Origin of the sequence: Romboutsia sp. BSD2780061687b_171204_C1, assembly GCF_015560225.1 — a bacterium.
GTDB lineage: Bacteria > Bacillota > Clostridia > Peptostreptococcales > Peptostreptococcaceae > Romboutsia_C > Romboutsia_C hominis.
Map to the genome: position 1 here is coordinate 884,104 of NZ_JADMRK010000001.1, position 19,449 is coordinate 903,552.

Annotated in this window: 16 protein-coding genes; 3 read left to right on the forward strand and 13 right to left on the reverse strand. The window is 29.3% G+C overall.

The features are described 5' to 3' along the window. Nucleotides 1–578 precede the first annotated feature (578 nt). Entirely contained in the window at nucleotides 579–1,586 is a 1,008-nt protein-coding gene (locus I2H23_RS04480) for a hypothetical protein (RefSeq protein ID WP_092925725.1), read from the reverse strand. 173 nt (nucleotides 1,587–1,759) lie between these two features. Between I2H23_RS04480 and I2H23_RS04485 the strand changes: the two genes are divergently transcribed. The 3 genes from I2H23_RS04485 to I2H23_RS04495 all read left to right on the forward strand — a co-directional run bounded on the left by I2H23_RS04485 (nucleotide 1,760) and on the right by I2H23_RS04495 (nucleotide 4,726). Then, on the forward strand, nucleotides 1,760–2,902 hold the full coding sequence (locus I2H23_RS04485; RefSeq protein WP_092925723.1) for a hypothetical protein: 1,143 nt from the start codon (nucleotides 1,760–1,762) through the stop codon (nucleotides 2,900–2,902). Nucleotides 2,903–3,183: 281 nt separating this feature from the next. Beyond that, nucleotides 3,184–3,936 carry an ABC transporter ATP-binding protein gene (locus tag I2H23_RS04490; protein ID WP_092925721.1) on the forward strand — a complete coding sequence of 251 codons (753 nt, stop codon included), beginning with the start codon at nucleotides 3,184–3,186 and terminating at the stop codon, nucleotides 3,934–3,936. After that, on the forward strand, nucleotides 3,923–4,726 hold the full coding sequence (locus I2H23_RS04495) for an ABC transporter permease (RefSeq protein WP_092925719.1): 804 nt from the start codon (nucleotides 3,923–3,925) through the stop codon (nucleotides 4,724–4,726). The genes I2H23_RS04490 and I2H23_RS04495 overlap by 14 nt, the downstream gene beginning before the upstream one ends. Before the next feature lie 98 nt (nucleotides 4,727–4,824). Here the strand turns inward: I2H23_RS04495 and I2H23_RS04500 are convergent, their stop codons facing one another. The 12 genes from I2H23_RS04500 to I2H23_RS04555 form a co-directional block, all read right to left on the reverse strand. Next, nucleotides 4,825–7,263, reverse strand: coding sequence for a 5'-nucleotidase C-terminal domain-containing protein (locus I2H23_RS04500; RefSeq protein WP_092925717.1), 2,439 nt, complete (start codon nucleotides 7,261–7,263; stop codon nucleotides 4,825–4,827). A 379-nt stretch (nucleotides 7,264–7,642) separates the two neighbouring features. Further along, nucleotides 7,643–9,133 carry a Na+/H+ antiporter NhaC family protein gene (locus I2H23_RS04505; protein WP_092925715.1) on the reverse strand — a complete coding sequence of 497 codons (1,491 nt, stop codon included), beginning with the start codon at nucleotides 9,131–9,133 and terminating at the stop codon, nucleotides 7,643–7,645. A 323-nt stretch (nucleotides 9,134–9,456) separates the two neighbouring features. Beyond that, nucleotides 9,457–10,242: an OAM dimerization domain-containing protein gene (locus tag I2H23_RS04510; RefSeq protein WP_092925713.1), complete on the reverse strand. Its 786-nt coding sequence runs from the start codon at nucleotides 10,240–10,242 to the stop codon at nucleotides 9,457–9,459. After that, a complete protein-coding gene (locus I2H23_RS04515) occupies nucleotides 10,242–11,819 on the reverse strand; it encodes a lysine 5,6-aminomutase subunit alpha (RefSeq protein ID WP_092925711.1) in 1,578 nt (525 codons plus the stop codon). Before I2H23_RS04515 ends, I2H23_RS04510 begins: the two co-directional genes overlap by 1 nt. Nucleotides 11,820–11,872: 53 nt before the next feature. Next, nucleotides 11,873–13,183 (reverse strand): MutS-related protein, encoded by a 1,311-nt coding sequence (locus I2H23_RS04520; protein WP_240275812.1) that lies wholly within the window; start codon nucleotides 13,181–13,183, stop codon nucleotides 11,873–11,875. A gap of 162 nt (nucleotides 13,184–13,345) precedes the next feature. Continuing rightward, nucleotides 13,346–14,365, reverse strand: coding sequence for a hypothetical protein (locus I2H23_RS04525; RefSeq protein ID WP_092925707.1), 1,020 nt, complete (start codon nucleotides 14,363–14,365; stop codon nucleotides 13,346–13,348). Between the two features lie 105 nt (nucleotides 14,366–14,470). Beyond that, nucleotides 14,471–15,721 carry a lysine 2,3-aminomutase gene (gene ablA, locus I2H23_RS04530; RefSeq protein WP_092925705.1) on the reverse strand — a complete coding sequence of 417 codons (1,251 nt, stop codon included), beginning with the start codon at nucleotides 15,719–15,721 and terminating at the stop codon, nucleotides 14,471–14,473. 19 nt (nucleotides 15,722–15,740) lie between these two features. Then, nucleotides 15,741–16,772, reverse strand: a complete 1,032-nt coding sequence (locus I2H23_RS04535; RefSeq protein ID WP_092925703.1) for a zinc-binding alcohol dehydrogenase family protein — start codon at nucleotides 16,770–16,772, stop codon at nucleotides 15,741–15,743. A gap of 15 nt (nucleotides 16,773–16,787) precedes the next feature. Beyond that, entirely contained in the window at nucleotides 16,788–17,447 is a 660-nt protein-coding gene (locus I2H23_RS04540; RefSeq protein ID WP_092925701.1) for a 3-oxoacid CoA-transferase subunit B, read from the reverse strand. Then, on the reverse strand, nucleotides 17,448–18,101 hold the full coding sequence (locus I2H23_RS04545; protein ID WP_092925699.1) for a 3-oxoacid CoA-transferase subunit A: 654 nt from the start codon (nucleotides 18,099–18,101) through the stop codon (nucleotides 17,448–17,450). Between the two features lie 21 nt (nucleotides 18,102–18,122). Then, a complete protein-coding gene (locus tag I2H23_RS04550; protein WP_195581127.1) occupies nucleotides 18,123–18,968 on the reverse strand; it encodes a 3-keto-5-aminohexanoate cleavage protein in 846 nt (281 codons plus the stop codon). A 22-nt stretch (nucleotides 18,969–18,990) separates the two neighbouring features. Further along, complete coding sequence (locus I2H23_RS04555) at nucleotides 18,991–19,371, reverse strand: hotdog domain-containing protein (RefSeq protein ID WP_092925695.1); 381 nt, start codon at nucleotides 19,369–19,371, stop codon at nucleotides 18,991–18,993. Between the last annotated feature and the right edge of the window lie 78 nt (nucleotides 19,372–19,449).

A 19,449-nucleotide genomic window follows, 5' to 3' on the forward strand; every position in this document is an offset into this window, starting at 1 on the left:
CCCTTCAGGTCCTTGCTCTCCTTTTTCTCCTCTTGGACCTTGTGGTCCTATTTTACCTTCAGGTCCTTGCTCTCCTTTTTCTCCCCTTGGACCTTGTGGTCCTATCTTACCTTCAGGACCTTGTTCACCCTTTTCTCCTCTTGGTCCCTGTGGTCCTACCTTCCCTTCAGGTCCTTGCTCTCCTTTCTCTCCTCTTGGTCCCTGTGGTCCTATCTTACCTTGAAGCCCTTGCTCTCCTTTTTCTCCTCTTGGTCCCTGTGGTCCCATCTTACCTTGAGGACCTTGTTCTCCTTTCGCTCCCCTTCCTACTGTTTCTCTTTTATATTTATCATACGTACGCTCTATAACTTTGGAGTTATCGCATTCTATATCATTTTTAGATGACTTTGATTTTGAAGCATATCTTTTATATTTATCCAACACGCTCTCCCCCTTGCCTACTCTTAATTATAATATCTTTCTACCACTATAATTTATATGCTATAAATATAATCTTAAATTCTTAAAATATTACTAAAACAAGTATTAATATTTTATATTTATACTTATTTTTTATATTCTAAATACATTAATTCCTTTTATATTCCAAGTATATTTATATAGTTTCTGCAGCCATATACAGTTGATACCTTATATTCTTTATCTGCCTCACAATTTGATTTATAGTAATATCTTATAAATGGATACTCTATGCTATTATCATCTATAATAGGTGTGCCCCATGATTTACCAAAATCAGAAGATTTACTTATATTTAAATTTCCACATTCTATCCATTGCATATGTAAAATATTTTTATGTTCTATTATATGAGGGATATTACAAGCTGAGGATTCATTTACATATACACTGTCACTTATCGATATGCCTTCTTTATTTAAATCGACTCTTTTATAGATTGGTTGGTATTTACTAGAATTGTTTTCTGAATAGGCTATATGGTACGTATTGTTTGTTCCTTTTGTAACTGATAAATGGATCTTTTCTTTGTTTGAATTAGTTATCTGTATTGGGCTATACCAAATTGAATTTTCATTATTTAAGGTACACATAAATACCTCTTCATATCCTTTTACTATTTTAAAGTAAAATACATTTATATTGGTATTATCACATATTGCAATAAAATTATTTATATCTTCATATCCTACTATATCTATAATTGACATTATATCTTCTTTATCTCTCTTTATATTATGAACTAATTTGTATAATTTGCTTTTATTATCCTTTAAATAATATATGATATGAATATCTTTACCTATCTTACTTATATATGGAAAGCTTATTGTATATTTAGAATTATCATAACTAATAATACTAGATTTATTTATTTTATTATCATTTATGTCTATTTTAATTAAGCTTCCTTGTTTATCATCATATATTCCATATATGTTATCTTGTTCATCTATATCAAACCATATATCTGTATTTCCTTTTATATTATCAATTACCTTATTTGAAGATATTAACTCGAAATTTGAATCAAAATTCACTATATTGATTCCATTATTAAAAAATATCTTTGATATACACTTATCTGATTTTCTTATTAGTATTTCAGTATTTTGTATAAATGTCATCCTACCCCCTCCTTAATAATACTACAATATATTCATATAGATAATATTTATACCTTGTAAAAAAATATTTTATTTAGATACAAGCTGTAACAATTCCCCTTTTATCTCATATCATATGGGTAAGAAGATTAAAATCTTTTTATAAATTAATATAATTGGGAGGATATTTATAGATGGATGACTTTAGAGGTTTGACAACAAAAAAATTTGTACCATCAGATTATTGTTCTGATGGATGCTGTAAGGGTTTAAAATGGGATTGTAAGCATACATTATGCTACCCAATATTAACTAATAGAATATTTAGCTGTGCAATTTTAAAAAGTGCAACACTGTCAACAATTTTAAGAAATGCCACATTTAAAGTAGTAACACCTCTGCCTTATGGTTTAGTTGGTGAAAAAGTATGTATAAAAGAAGTAGTAGGTGTTAAATATAAATGCTTAGGTTTAAGAAATAATTATAGCGAAAATCCAAATTCACCTGATGCTATCCTTAAAGAATGTTTAGACGATGAAGATTTATGTTTTAAACCTATTAGCGGACCTATTTGCTCTTGTAAAGATTATGGTGGTTCACGTAAAAATTTATATAATGAATATATATCAAAGGAAAAATTTCAAAAGCACTATTGTATAGATGATATTTGTAATACTAAAGGCTGTGATGATGAATCAGAAGGAATTAAGATAAAGATATATCATAATGATGTAGAATATTACGTATGTGATTTTAAGGTAATAGTAAAAGCCAACTTAAAAGATTGTCCAGATAAAGAGTTTTTAGGTGTGTTTGAAATCCCTGGAATTACAAAGTTAAGCGATTGTATAAAGCTTAATAATCTTAAAGAAACAGGTTTAGGACTTCCATCTCCTTATTTCTACGGTAACCTATGTGTTCCTTTTGAAAGAGATTCTTTAATTTACAAAAAATTCGATGGTAAATTTAAGGTAGATTGTGTTACTAGAGCTAGTGAATTATGCCCTATATATGGTTCTTCTAGTTTAGAAAACTCTGAGTCTGATTCTGGTGAATCAGAAAACTCTGAATCTAGTTCTAGTGAATTAGTAAATCTTAAATCTGGACCTAATAAATATAAATTTAAAGCTGATATAGTATTATGTTTTAGCCCTAAAGAAACTGTATATACTATAATAAAAGATGTAATAGGTGTAAAAGGAACTCTTGATATAGAATGTGATTGCGATATTTCACAACCTGGTGATAATAGTTGTTGTGATAATCATCATGGTTGTCATGATTCAAAACCATGTAAGTGTGGATCTTCTGATACTTATGACGAGATTGAAGATTAATTAATAAAAACTATTAGTAGATAATAAAAAGATAGCGTGATAATTTCCATGCTATCTTTTTATTATCTATTAAACTATATATACTAAGAAGCCATAAAACTGTTTCTTTTTCTTTGCTATACTCACTAATTTACTAATTATATCTTATATATATTTTATTAGTCATCCTATTTTAAAATATTTATACTTATATAAACTATAAATATTTTAAAATAGGTACAAATCCTCTCATACTTTAATAATATAATATATACCAAAAATCTACTTTAGGGGTGAATTACATGAATGAAATTGTAAAAGTTAGCGACCTGTGTCAAACCTTTTACACAAAAGACGGAGAACTAGAAGTTCTAAAAGATATAAGTTTCTCCCTAAACGAAGGACAAATCCTAACGCTACTTGGACCTAGTGGTTCTGGAAAATCAACTATACTAAATATATTAACAAAACTTTTAAAACCTACTAGCGGGGATATTAATATAAATGGAAATATAGGATATATGTTTCAAAAGGACCATTTACTTGAATGGAGAAATATAATCGATAATATAACAATTGGACTTGAAATCCAAAATATAAAAACTGATAAAAATATATCTCGTATTGAAAATTTATTAAAAACTTATGGTCTTTGGGAATATAGATATATGTATCCAAAAGAACTTTCAGGAGGAATGAGGCAAAGGGTGTCTCTTATTCGTACTCTATCTGTAAATCCAGATATATTACTTTTAGATGAACCTTTTTCAGCCCTTGATTACCAAACAAGGATTTTAGTTAGTGATGATGTTTATAAAATAATTAAAAATGAGAATAAGTCTGCTATATTAGTAACTCATGATATAAGTGAAGCAATATCCATGTCAGACAAAGTAGTAGCACTATCTAAACGCCCTGCAACTGTTAAAAATGTATATAACATAGACTTAAGACAAAATGAAGATTTAACACCTCTTCAAACCAGAAAAGTTCCTGATTTTCAAAAATACTTTGACATACTATGGAAGGAGCTAGATAGTGATGAGATTAAGTAAAGATTCAGATGGATATAAAAATTATCTAAAAAACGTTAAAAAAGAAAAAACTAAAATTCTTTTATATCAGATATTAATATTTGCAGGATTTTTAATTCTTTGGGAAGTACTTGCTAATCTAAATATAATAAATACATTCTTATTTAGCAAACCTAGTGATATATACTCGCTTTTTATAAGCTATGTTCAAAATGGCCAACTTCTAACTCATGTTGGAATATCAGTATATGAAACTCTACTTGGTTTAATTATAGGTACAGTGCTTGGAATATTAGTTGCAATAGCACTTTGGTGGTCTGAAAAATTATCAAAAATTTTAGACCCATTTTTAGTTATATTAAATGCTCTTCCTAAAACAGCTCTAGCTCCTATTATTATAGTTTGGGCAGGTGCTGGTATTGAAGGTATTGTAGTTACTGCTGTTACTATATCTGTTGTTGTTACTATACTTTCTGCTTATAACTATTTTATAAATGTTGATGAAGAAAAAATTAAAATGTTAAGAAGTTTTGGTGCTACTAAATCACAAATATTATTTAAGCTTATAATTCCTTCTAATATTGGTAATTTAATAAATCTTACTAAGATAAATATAGGTATGGCTTGGGTAGGTGTTATAGTTGGTGAGTTTTTAGTATCAAGAGCTGGTATTGGTTATTTAATAGTTTATGGAAGCCAGGTATTTAAGTTAGATTTGGTTATGATGGGAGTATTTGTACTTGCATTTTGCGCTTGGATTATGTATGCTATTTTAAATCTTATAGAAAAGTTTTATAATTCTAGAAGATAAATAATTATGTTTAAATATATTTACTTCAAAAACACCTCCGTTTCAAACGAAACTGAGGTGTCTTTATATTTTAATATAAAATTGTTTAAATCATATTTTTATCTTTTTATCATATTAGAAACTTCTTTAACTATACCTTCATTTCCATTTCCTCCAACTTGAGTTAGAGATTTTATAGTTTTATTTCCTAATACTCCTTTTTGTTTATCATTTAGCTTATCCCTACCTATTAATATAGGAGAATTTTCTTTAGATGCAACAACCCCTAATGCTAATGCATCTACTAAATCTTGTTCTCTATTTATTCCATTCTTAGCTACAAATAAATTTTTTATTTCTATATCTTTATAGAATGTATCTATTATCATAGCATTAGTTTCACCTCTGTCTATTCCACCTATTCTTTGTGAATTTGGAAGTGTTTTAGCTATTTCTTCTGAAATAGATGCTTCTTTTCCTATTACATAAGATTTTGTTATTTTTTCATCTTTTATAAATTCATCAAATATTTTACTTCCATTAGCATCAGACGCTAATAATATTGGCATATTTTTATTTGCTGCAACGGGTGCTATACTTACTGCATCACTAAGCCCTCTTACTCCATTTACTACTGCTACTTCACTTACATCACCTAGTTTTTTAGCTACTTTTAATGAAGTTTCATATCTATCTTTTCCACTTATTCTTTCAGTAATTAAATTCATAGCTTTAAGTTCATTTACAACATTTTCATTAACAACACTATTTCCACCTACTATGTATACATTTTTAGCACCTAACCTTTGTATCTCAGCTTTAGTTTCGTTGCTTAACTTAGAACTTTCTGTTAGTAATACTGGTGCATCTTTAAATTTAGCAAATGGAGTTGCACTAAGCGCATCTGACATAGCATTTGGATTTACTAATACAACATTATCTGCTTTTTCAAATCCACTTAAGCTTATTTTAGCCGCAGTATGGTATCTATTATCTCCAATTAATTTTTCTATTACTGATGTTATTCTACCTTCAACTTTAGGTGAAACAGTCCCCGTTTTTTCTATGTATTTTATTAAAGCTTCATCTAATCCACTGTATTCATTTATTATTGGCTCATCGTTAAAACATGGATAATCATCTCCACCAACTGCCATAAAATCATTAGTGGCTACTGTATATTTTTTATTCATATCTATTTTTTTATTGTTTATAGTTATATCTACTACTTTATTTCCTACTTCATTTCTAGGATCTACCACTATTTTCATTCCACCTATATGTGTAAATGAACCTGCTGGTGTTCCATAGTCTTTAACTCCGTGTTCTAATACTTTTTTTATTTGAGCTCCAGTTAATTCTTTTGTTACTATGTAGTTTCCAAAAGGAAGAACTTTTATTACTTCTCCTTTAGTTATATCTCCTCTATTTATACTATCTCTTATTCCTCCACCATTAGTTATAGCTACATCTGCATTAGTTTCTGAAATCATCGCATCTGTTATAAGGTTTCCTAAGTTAGTTTCTTTAGTTCTAACATTTTCTCTTCTTCCCTCTAAATGAACATCTGAATTTCCTACATTTACAGACAATATCTTGTCTTGAGCTTCTTCTATTTCTTTTATTTTATTTTCAACAACACTATCTGAAGATATCTTACTTGCTTGTTCTTTAGTAATATGACTTGCATTTGCATTAACAACTTCATGCTTTCCATTTACACTAGATACCTCTAACTCTACTTTCCCTATATTCTGCATATATTCTCCAGTACTAACTATTAAAGTATCCTTTACTTTTTTACCATTTGGTAAATTTGAATGGCTATGTCCATCTACTATAACATCTATACCTTTTACTTCATTTGCTATGTCTATAGTTGTCGGATCGCTAGATTCATCTATTCCAACATGTGCAAGCCCTACTATTACTTCTGCACCATTTTTTTCCAGATCCTCAACTTGTTTTTTTGCCATTTGAACTGGATCTTCAAATTTTAATCCTTTAACATTATTAGGATTTGTTTTGTATGCAGTTTCTGGAGATGATAGTCCAAATATACCTACTTTAACTCCATTTACTTCTTTTATAGCATTTGGTGTAAATACACTTTTACCATCTTTAGTTACGTTTGATGATAAAACCCTCATCTTTTGTTGTCCATTTGTTAATTCAAGTTTTTTAACAAGTTCTAATAATCTCTCATAACCATAGTTAAAGTCATGATTTCCTGGTGTCATAAAATCATATCCTGCTGCATTCATTAAATCAACTGCATCTTGACCTTTATTTAATGTTACAAATGGTAAACCATGGATTGTATCTCCTGCATCTAATAACAATGAATTTGGAGTTTGTTTTTTTATACTTGATAATACATCTACTCCTATTGTCTTATCATTTTTAACAAATCTACCATGTATGTCATTAGTATGAAGTATTGTTATTTTTTTATTTTCTTCTAATGCCCTTACTTCTGATGGATATAACATTGGTATTGATAATCCTAGTACTAATGCTAATGATGTCACTTTTCTTAAATTTAGTTTTTTACTCATTTTATCCTCCCCAAGATATATGATTATATATTATATAAACTATATAAATATTTTAATAGTTTATAATAAAACTTAATTATATAAAGTAGACTTATATTAAATTTTTATTTTAATTACCATAAGCTTTAACTACTTTTACCCTTTTTTACATATTTTAAATAATTTAATATTCAAATCATTTGTATAATATTTAATTATATAGTATAACATTTTTAATATTTAGTAAACATTTTTCACCTAAATTTGCTAATATTTTGTTTTTTATGCATAATTTCTTTTATATAGTACACTTTTTATCTTTACATTAACAAATGAAAATAAAAAATACCCACTAGGTTATATAACCTAATGGGTATTTTTTTATTTTCATATATTTAACTTATGAATATACTGTTACTTTTTCTGACTCTTTTTTTTGCTTCTTCTTTAGTCTAATATTTGGCTCACTTGGTAAACCAAACTTAGGAATAAATTTATCAAGTCCAGTTAATGTTAATATAAGTATAGATCCAACTGTAACATATGCCATAACATTGTATTTTATTATATCAAATGCCACGAATTGATGAAGTGGATACACAGCTGTTAATATTCCTAAATAGAACCCTATATAAACATGCCATGGTATTAATTGAGAACCAAATACCCCTAGAGAACTAGAGAAAGTAGCATTTCTTAAACGTAGTTGGTATAAATCTTCTTCACTACCATCCACATTATTTTCAACTAATTCTTTAGTTATAGGACCTACTGTAACAATTTGTGCCATTTCATCTGCAAGTGCAGCATTTCCTACTAAGCATAATAAACCATTCATAAACATTAATTGTTTTACATTTCTAGCAAGGAACATAACTAAATTTGATAATGGTTCGAAAGCTTTCATCTTAGACATTATTCCACCGAACGCTCCAACCCACATCATCATTACTATAACCCAAGAACCTGCATCTGCAAATCCACTCATCATTAAATCTAAAAAGCCTTTTAAAGAATCTACAGTTCCTGCAAAAATTCCAAATATAAATGATGATACTATACCAACAGATAAACACGCTAATGTAGGTAAACCTTTAATAGCTACTCCTAAAACAAGTAATAATGGTATTGCCATATAATATGGTACTCCTGTTTTTACTTGATTTAAAAGCTCTACTGCTGATGGTCTTGCAACTTCTAAATCAGTCATTACTTGTGCTGGTATTTGATCTATTGCTAATGCAGCATTTGCAGCATCTGTTGGTAATCCCATAGACATACTTAGTCCATATATAAGTACTATAGATATTATTAAACATACTATAGACCATGGCCCTTGAGATTTAATTCTATCTATTACTTCAACACCTTGCATACCAGAACTTACAACTGTTGTATCTGATATAAGCCCTATATTGTCTCCAAAACAAGCTCCCCCAGCTATAGATGCAGTTGTTAATAATATACTACCACCAACCATATGGTTTAACCATAAAAATATTGGAGCACATGCAGCAAAAGTTCCCCATGAAGTTCCAGTAGCCACTGAAAGTATACCAGTAACTATAAATGCAACAACTGCAACAGTTCTACCTGTTACGCCTAGAGAAAGTGCTATATTAACTATTGAAGCCCCAACCCCTGTAGCCATAAATGCTTCTGCCATAGCGTAAGCAAGCATTAGTATAAAGAAAACTAAGTTTAAATGTTTTACATTGTCAACTGCACAGTCAACTAAATCATTAAATTTAAGCTTGTCTGTTATTGATGCTACAATAAATGCATATATTGTAGCTATTGGAGCTGCTATTAAGCAGTCCATACCCGAAATCATTAGACCTGCCAGCATAAATACTGGTGAAAATTTTAATAGTCCAATCCAAAACCCCATAAAATGAGCCCCCTTGATATAATGTATAATTGATAATGTATTTAATTTAGGTTAAACCTAACACTATCCAGTAACTTTTCAGACTTATGCACTGTCATAATGCATAAGTCTGTTGATTTTAACCATAAAGCACTACTTAAATTTTGGTTATTAAAAAAATATTGTTACATCCTATAAATAAACATTATACTTATTCTAATTGTCATTATGTTATGTCAGTTTTTGTTTAATTTTATATAATATTTCTATAAATTTTTAATTATTTTCATCAGATGCTGTAGTATAACAATTTCCTCGGTTGATTTATAAATCTCTGATCTTTATTATACTAAGTTTCTATTTACTAACTCAGTTACAAAGAAACTTCCTACATCTTGTGCAAATTTGCCTGGTCCAAATCCTGCATCATAACCTAATTCTTTTGCAAGTTCATGACTTATTCTTGGTCCACCACAAAGAAGTACTACTTTATCACGTAAACCTTCAGCTTCTAATAATTCTACTAAATTAGTTAAGTTTTCTATATGAACATTTTTTTGAGTTACAGTTTGGGAAACTAATAATACATCAGCTTTAAGCTCTACTGCTTTTTTTATAAACTCTTCATTAGGAACTTGACTTCCTAAGTTATAAGCTTCTATACCTTCATATCTTTCTAATCCATAGTTTCCTGCATAACCTTTCATATTCATTATTGCATCTATTCCAACTGTATGTGCATCAGTTCCTGTACTTGCACCTACTACTACTACATCTCTTTTTATATTTTCTTTTATATAGTCTTCTATTTCATATTTATCCATAGTATCTTCTTGTGCTACTTCTACATGTATATCTTCATAGTTTACACCTTTTTCTAAACTTCCATATACAACATAGAAAGTAAATTCACTATCAAGTGCTTTATGATGTGCTACATTTATATCACCAAGTCCCATATTTTTAGCTGTAAGTTTTGCAGCTTCTATACCTTTTTCATCATCTTTTATTGGTAATGTAAAACTTACTTGTACTTTAGCATCGTTTAATGTATCTCCATAAGGCTTTAAATTTTTTAAATCAAGGTTTTTATCATATTCCTTACTTTCCATAGAATATAGTCCGCTCATTAACAATTCCCCCCTAACACTAACTCTTTTTCTAACATTAGTTCTACAAATGGATTGAAGTACATAGCTTCTTTCATAACAACTCCATCAAGACCTTTTCCACCATCTATTGGTCTTTTTATACCTGCAAATTTACCTTGTTCTAATGTTTTAAATAATCCATCTTTTTCTATCTGAGAAATTAATTCATATGCATTGTTTAAAACTTCATTAACTCTATTACACATTATTCCATCTTTTTTAAACTCTATTTCACTTCCTAGATCTTTCATAGTATTAAATATATACTTAGCATTGTCTATTGAAAGTGCTCTATCTGATATAAACGGAGTATGAATTGCTTCTGTAAGCATTCCTAATAAGTGTAATTTTTGATCTGTCATTATAGTTACCATATTAAATAATGCATCTTGTACTTGACCTTTAAATATATCACCAGTCATAAACTTAGTTGGTGGCATATACTTAAGAGGTGCTTTAGGGAATATTTCTCTAGCCATTTGAGCTTGAGCTAATTCATATAAGAATCCATTTTCAACATCAGGGCTTATTTCAAATGCATGTCCAAGTCCCATTTGTTCTTCAGGTAATCCTGCAACTAATGCAAATTGCTCATTTATAAATTGAGATGCAAGTACAGTATGTGCTTCTTCTACTGCATCTGCTGTTGTTAAGTAGTTATCTTCACCAGTGTTTATTATGACTCCGGCAAATCCATTTATTATTCTTGAGAAGTATTGGTCTATCATTGTTCTTTTCATATTTATATCTCTAAATAATATTCCATATAAAGCATCATTTAGCATAACGTCTAATCTATTTTGTGCTCCTAGTGCTGCTATTTCTGGCATACATAATCCTGAACAGTAGTTGCAAAGTCTTATGTATCTTCCAAGTTCAGCTCCAACCTCATCAAGTGCTTCTCTCATTAATCTGAAGTTTTCACCTGTTGCATAAGTTCCTCCAAATCCTTCAGTCGTAGCACCATATGGAACATAGTCAAGTAAACTTTGTCCAGTTGTTCTTATAACTGCGATTATATCCGCTCCTTGCTTTGCAGCTGCTACAGCTTGAGTTATATCTTCGTATATATTTCCTGTAGCTACTATTACATATAAGTATGGTCCACTTTTATCTCCATACTCATTTAAGAATTCTTCTCTTTTATTTCTATTTGCCTTTATTTGATCTACACTTTGTTTAGCTATTTCATTTATTTTAAGCTTAACATCAAATACATCATGCTCTTTAAGGGAACATAGATCTAATTCTCCTTGAGATACTTTTTGTGCTATCTCTTGTGGAGTAAGTCCTGTATTTATCATAGCATTACCTATATAATAAGCAACCCCCATACCTAAAGAGCCATTGTTTGAGTTTTTAATGCTATCTACAACTACGTTTGGAAGTGGCACACCAAATTCATCTACTCCATCTACGCCAAATAGTCTAAGTATACTTCTTTCAACTGTTACTGTAGTGTGTTTGTTTATAAATTCTTGTGTATCTAACACTATATTACGCGCTGATTCACGAGCTTTTTCCACTATACTAAAATCTAAATTTAACTTACTCATATTAATCCCCCTTAAGCTTTATTTACTTAGTTTGTCAGCTATATCTACAAGCTTTATTTACTTAGCTTATCAGCTATATCTACTATTTCATTATCTAATCCTAATAATCTACATATATTTATAGCATCTTTTGGAACTTTAGTTTCTTTACTTACTTTCTCTAATCTGTAATCCATGTATTCTTGAAGTATTTGTACACCTTTTGAACTTTTACCTACTCCAATCTTTAAATCTATTTGACGTTTTAAACCATCAAAATCTACATTTTTAAGACCTACTACTTGGTAATAAGTAACATCATCTATATTTATATCATCTAGATGTGTAGATATTAAGCTTATAGAATTGTACTTTTTAAAATATTCACATATTGCTTTTAGTAGTAACCTTCCCTCTATCGGATTGGTTCCCCTTGCAAATTCATCTAATGCAATAAATCCATCCCTTAACTTCATAAGTTTTGTTATTTCTTTTAACTTTAGGATCTCTGCTCCAAATGTACTTAGACCTTTGTTTATATCTTGCATATCATCACTTATTATGTATATAAAGTCTAATACACATAAGTTAGCCTCTTTGGCAAATACATAAAATCCACATTGGAATAAATATAGATTAAGTGCTATAGTTTTCATACTTACACTTTTTCCACCCATATTAGCACCACTTATTATAGTAATTTTTTTATCTATATCTATGGTTATTGGAATATATTCCTTATTTTGTGAACTTAAAATTGTCTGAAGACTCGGATTTATAAGATCTTTAAAGAAAATTTTATTTTCTCTATTTATATTAGGTTTTATAGCATTATACTTAAGTGCTAAATTTGCTTTAGCAATAAGTAAATCTAACTTCCCTATAGATTTTATATTTTCATTTATATCATTTAAATAGTTATACAACTTTTCACTTAGTGCTTTTCTTATTCTTAACTCTTCTTGTTCCTCATTTACAACAATCTCTAGTCTTTCTTGTTTTAATTTTTCTATATTATCTTTATCAGTTTCACTAAATATTTTCTTTTCAATATTTAACTTATTTTGTCTAATATGCAATAACTTTTTACTATATGCACCATATATTTGAAATGTAGTTAAATTTAATTCATCTGGATCTAACATCTTTACAACTGCATCTAAGTTTTTAAAGTTTATATAATCTATATTAATATTCAATTTTAAATAATTTTTTATTATTTCATTAGTATTTATAGCAAAGTTTTTTATTTCAAACAGTTCTATTTCGTCTAATGCATTTTTCTGTTTTAACCGATTTAGAGTATTTGTTATATTTTTAATTTTACAAAACTCATATTGTATATTATCATACACCATGTCATTTTCTTTTAAGCTATTAATCATATTCTCTATATAATTAAGTTCTTTTATTAATTTTTCACTATTTTCTTTTTTATATATTTTTATATTAGCTTTTTCTTTCTCTCCATATGGTGTAATTGTATTTACTTCGTTTATTATAAATGACTTAATATAATCACCTTCTTGTTTATAAAAGCTTAATTTCTAAACATTCATAACATTAAATACTTTTATATTAGTTTTACTTTGTATACTATCTATAAAATATTTATCATCAAAGCTATATCCTTCTATTGATGTTGGATTTATACTTAATCCAATTAGATTAACTTTATTTACAACCTTAATACTTCCTTTAAGCTTTATAAACTTATCAAATATTTCCTTATCTAAAAATATCTTTGTACTATCGCTGACCAATATAGTTATATTTTTATAGTTACTACCACTTTTTATAAAGTTGTTTATAAAATTATTAGTAACTATTCCATTTACAACTATATACTTAGTATTTTCATCTACACTATCTATAATTTCTTTAGAAGAGTTTAGAGTTGTATTTATATTTAGGCATTTGTATGAATAATCCTTATTTACTAAGCTAATCTTATATTCTTTTATATTTTCATAAATTTCATAGAATTTATCATCATTTAATTTATCAAGATTTAGTATATTAGCTTCATATATTATTTTTTCTATTGCCTTATTTATATCTTTATTTATTACAGCTCCACTACAAAATATTGTAGAATCTGTTATAGATGGTGAGCCCAATGTCTTTCTAGATAAAGCCCCATCAACTATACTTAAGTCTGCACCAAAGTGATTTAATCTTTCACATATGTACTTTATTTGAGTGTTTATAGATGGACCTGCAAGTTCTATATATCCATCGCTTAAGGATCTAAATATAACTATATTCCCTAGTGGTGTTGTTATATTTGTAAGTTCTAGAATTTCTTTGGTTATATCACTATTTAAAGCCAAACTATTAGCTGTAGCTATTATAGTATTTCTATTTACATATATCCTAGGTTTATCAGTTTTAGTAACAACATCTACACCTTCTCCATCTACCCCAATTGATGTAAGTCCTAGTATTATATTTTTATTTATACATTCTTTTAATATATAATTTAAAGTAGTAGTTTTACCTACATTCTTGTAATTTCCTATAATAGACATACTCTTATATTTTAAAATTTCATTTAATATATCCATAATTATATCCTTAAAAATTTAATCTAAGCGATGTAGATTTTAATGATTTTTCTAAAAGATATTATAGGTAATATTACCTATAATATCTTTTAATGTTAATTTTTACTAACCTAATTGAGTACTTAGCTCTCTTTTCTTTCTATCTAATTCAGTTGGCTCAAGTACCATTCTTTCATTATTTAAAAGACCTGCTACCCCTACCTTATGAACTTCTTTTTCACCTTTGCAAACTTCACATTCACATGTATGATTGTAGTTTGTTGGCTCTGTATAAGTAGTTATAACACCTTCAAAGTTTCTAAGTATTACTTTATCGTAGCTTTGAGATATTACATAATTTGGCATAACTGGAGTTTTACCTCCACCACCTGGTGCATCTACAACAAATGTTGGTACACAGTATCCTGATGTATGTCCTCTTAATCCTTCTATTATTTCTATACCTTTAGATACTGGAGTTCTAAAGTGCTCTATTCCATTAGATAAATCACATTGATATATGTAATATGGTCTAACTCTTATTTTTACTAAATCATTAACTAATTTCTTCATTACGTGCATGCAATCGTTTACCCCACGTAGTAAAACACTTTGGTTTCCTAGAGGTATACCTGCATCTGCCATCTTCTTACAAGCTTCTATAGATTCTTTAGTTATTTCATTTGGATGATTAAAGTGAGTGTTTAACCATACTGGATGATATTTCTTAAGCATATTTACTAAATTATCAGTTATTCTTTGTGGCATAACTACTGGAGTTCTACTTCCTATTCTTATTATTTCAACATGTGGTATCTCTCTTAATTTGCTTATTATATACTCTAATCTCTCGTCACTCATTAAAAGTGCATCTCCACCTGATAATAATACATCTCTTATAACTGGAGTATTTCTTATATATTCTATAGCTTTATCTATTCTATCAACTGGTTGAGCTCCATCATTTTGTCCAGCAAATCTTCTTCTTGTACAGTGTCTACAATACATTGCACATTGGTCTGTTATTAAAAGTAATGCTCTATCTGGATATCTATGAGTAAGTCCTGGCACTGGTGAATCTCCATCTTCATGAAGTGGATCATCTAAATCAGCATCTGATACTTTAAGTTCACTTGCAACTGGTATAGCTTGCTTTCTTATTGGATCATTTGCATTAGTTGGATCTATTAATGATAAGTAGTATGGAGTTATACTCATTCTAAGAGTTTTAAGGCACTCCTTAACCCCTTCTTCTTCACTTTCTGTAAGTGGTATATATTTTTTTAATTCTTCAACTGTTGTTATTCTATTTTTTACTTGCCAAGTCCAATCATTCCATAATTCATTACTAACGTCTGTAAATATTTTTCTTTCCATAATCTCCACCCCTTATATTTTATACATATAATTTTTTGAATATATTTCTTATTGTTTCACTTTCTCTTAAAGCTGCTATTGTAACATCTGCATGACCTTTAGTGTATCCATTTCCTATTATCATATCTACATCTTTACCTACACCCTCAGCTCCAAGTGCTGCCTTTGTAAATGCTGTTGCCATTGAGAAGAAGTATACTACTCCACCGTCTCTAACAGGTAGTATTGTACTCATTTCTGTATTTTGAACATTTACACAGTTTATAGCTAAATCTACCTCTTTTCCTTCATTAACTTCTAATACATTCTTAAGTACTTCATTAGGATTTTGTGCATCTACAGCTATAACTTCATCTACAAGGTTATTTTCTTTTAAGAATGCTTTTTGTTTTTCATCTCTAACAAGTCCTATTACTCTACCATTTTTTCCAGCTTTCTTTTTAGCCTCATAACAGCAAAGCATTCCAGATTTACCAGCAGCTCCAAGTATTAAAACACTATCCCCTTCTTTAACTAACTTTTGTGTTTGAGCCGGAGCACCAGCAACATCAAGAGCAGCTAATGCTAGGTTTTCTTCCATATCTGTTGGTAATTTTGCATATATACCACTTTCAAATAATATAGCTTTTCCTTTTATTTCAACTCTATCTATATCTGCTTTTATGTCTATTATTTCATCTATTTTTAATGGAGTTAATGATAATGATACAAGCGTAGCTATCTTATCTCCTATTTGTAAATCTGTTTTTCCTACTAAATCAGATCCTATTTTTTCTATTGTCCCTATTAACATTCCACCAGAACCAGTAACTGGGTTTTGCATTTTCCCTTTTTCTTCTACTATTTCTAATATTCTTGACTTTATTTTTTCTACATCATGGTTACACTCTTCTTCTATTTGAGTAAAACTTGCTGAATCTATGTTTAAAGCTTGAACATCTATTAATATTTCATTATCATAAATATTCATATCATTGTTTATTTTTTTAGCTGGTTGTGGAAGTACATTTTCCCCTATAACTCTGTGTGTTCCGTATTTACATCCTTTCATGACTAATCCCCCTTATTATACTGTTTGTGCTTGCATATATACTAAATCATCAGATATTATTAAATCTGCATCTGTCATTTCTCTTAATTCTTCAATTGTTACATCTTCACTTATTTCTTTTACAACTAAACCTTCTTTTGTTACTTCCATAACAGCAAGTTCAGTTATTATCATATCAACTACACCTTTTGCAGTTAATGGAAGAGTACACTCTTTAAGTATCTTAGATTTACCTTTTACAGTGTGTAGCATTGCAACTATAACCTTTTTAGCTCCAACTACTAAATCCATAGCTCCACCCATACCTGGAACCATCTTTCCAGGTACTATCCAGTTAGCTAGATTTCCATGTTGATCTACTTCTAAAGCTCCTAGAACTGTTACATCTACATGTCCTCCTCTTATAAGACCAAAAGACATTGATGAATCAAAGAAAGCTCCTTCTTCATTTATAGTTACAAATTGACCACCTGCATTAGTTATATATGGGTCTACTTCATCTTCATTAGCAACTTTACCCATACCAACCATTCCATTTTCTGATTGGAAAGTTACATTTATGCCTTCTTCTATGTAGTTTGCAGTTAATGTTGGAAGTCCTATCCCTAAATTTACTAATTGATTATTTTCAAATTCTTTAGCCACTCTTTTAGCTATAATTTCTTTAGGATTCATTTATTTTGCCTCCTTTATTATGTAATCTACTACTACACCTGGAGTCATTATTATCTCTTTATCTAAACTTCCTGCTTCTACTACTTCTTCAGCCTCAACTATTACTAGGTCACTTGCCATAGCTATCATTGGGTTAAAGTTTTTAGTAGTTCCTTTATAAACTGTATTTCCAAATGTATCTACTAGGCTACCTTTTACAAGCGCTATATCTGCTCTTAATGGTAATTCTAATAAATATTCTTTGTCATTTACCGTTATTTTTTCTTTATTTTCTTCAACTAAAGTTCCAACTCCTGTTGGAGTTAATATTCCACCAAGACCAAATCCACCTGCTCTTACTCTTTCTATAAGAGTTCCTTGTGGAGATAATTCAACTTCTAGTTTACCTTCATTCATTAACCTTCCAGTTTCCGCATTTGTTCCTATATGAGATGCTATAACCTTTTTAACTTGATTATTTACTATCAGCCTTCCAATTCCCTTATCAACAAAAGAAGTATCATTTCCTATTATAGTTAAATTTTTAGCACCAGATTCTATAAGTGAATCTATAAGGATTTCCCCTGTTCCACAGCCTAAAAATCCACCTATCATGATAGTCATATCATCTTTAAAAAGATTCTTTAGTGTTTCTAAAGATACAACTTTACTCATTTTAGCTTCCCCCTAAATTGTTTAAGCTTCTTGTGTGCTTAATATATTTGCTTTCAAACCTAGTATTTCACGAGCTTCTTTAGGTGTTGCTACTTCTCTTCCAAGCTCTTTTACTATATTTGCAGCTTTTTTAACTAATTCTCCATTTGATGATGCTAGGACTCCTTTTTTCATATATACATTATCTTCAAATCCTACTCGAATATGTCCACCTAATAATATGCTTAAAGCCACCATATCAAATTGAGATCTTCCTATTCCACTTACTGTAAATGTAGCATTCTCAGGTATACTTTCTCTCATAAACATTAAATCTCTATAAGTAGCACTTATACCTCCATTAACTCCCATTACAAAGTTAAAGTGCATATTATCATTTATAAATCCTTTTTTGTTAAGTCTAAGAGCCATATCTATCATACCCTTATCAAATACTTCTATTTCTGGCTTAACATTTAATTCTATCATTTTCTTTCCGAACTCTTTTATAGTATTTTCAGTGTTCACAAAGATTTCATCTCCACCAAAGTTACAAGTTCCACAGTCTAGAGTTGCCATTTCTGGAGATAAATTTACTGGTTGAATTCTTTCTTCATTACTCATTCCAACTGCTCCTCCAGTTGAAGGTTGAACAATTGCATCAGGGCAAGCAACCTTTATAGCTTCTATACATTCTTCAAATCTATTTATATCTTGTGTTGGAGTTCCATCATCTTTTCTTACATGAAGATGTATTATACTTGCTCCAGCATCATAAGCAGACTTTGCTTCTCTTACTATTTCTTCAACAGTATATGGAACATTTGGATTATGTTCTTTTGTTACCTCTGCACCACATATAGCTGCAGTTATTATAACCTTTTGCATATTAAAGTCTCCCCCTAAGTAACTATAATCTTTGTTTATCTTTAGGCACTACACAAGTTCCACTAGCTTTACATACTACTATTGGATTTTCTAAAACTTCTGCTGCTGATTCATTTATATCAGTTCTTGGTACTATAACTTTTCTAGCTTCAAATACCATCTTTCTTGAGCTATTTCCTACATTAACTATTTCACCAACTGCTTCTATATAATCACCAGCATATACTGGAGCTAAAAACTCTACACTATCATATGCTTTAAATAATCCTTCATCACCATCATTTTGTATTAGTAATTCAGTAGCTACATCTCCAAATAATTGAAGCATTTTAGCACCATCTACTAAATTTCCACCATAATGAGCGTCATTACTTCCCATTCTTATTCTTATCATTGCTTTCATGTGAAAATCCCCCTTTATGTTTGTTTGTATATTTAATAACTGGGATAGGCCTTTTTACTAGACCTACACCAATTAGTA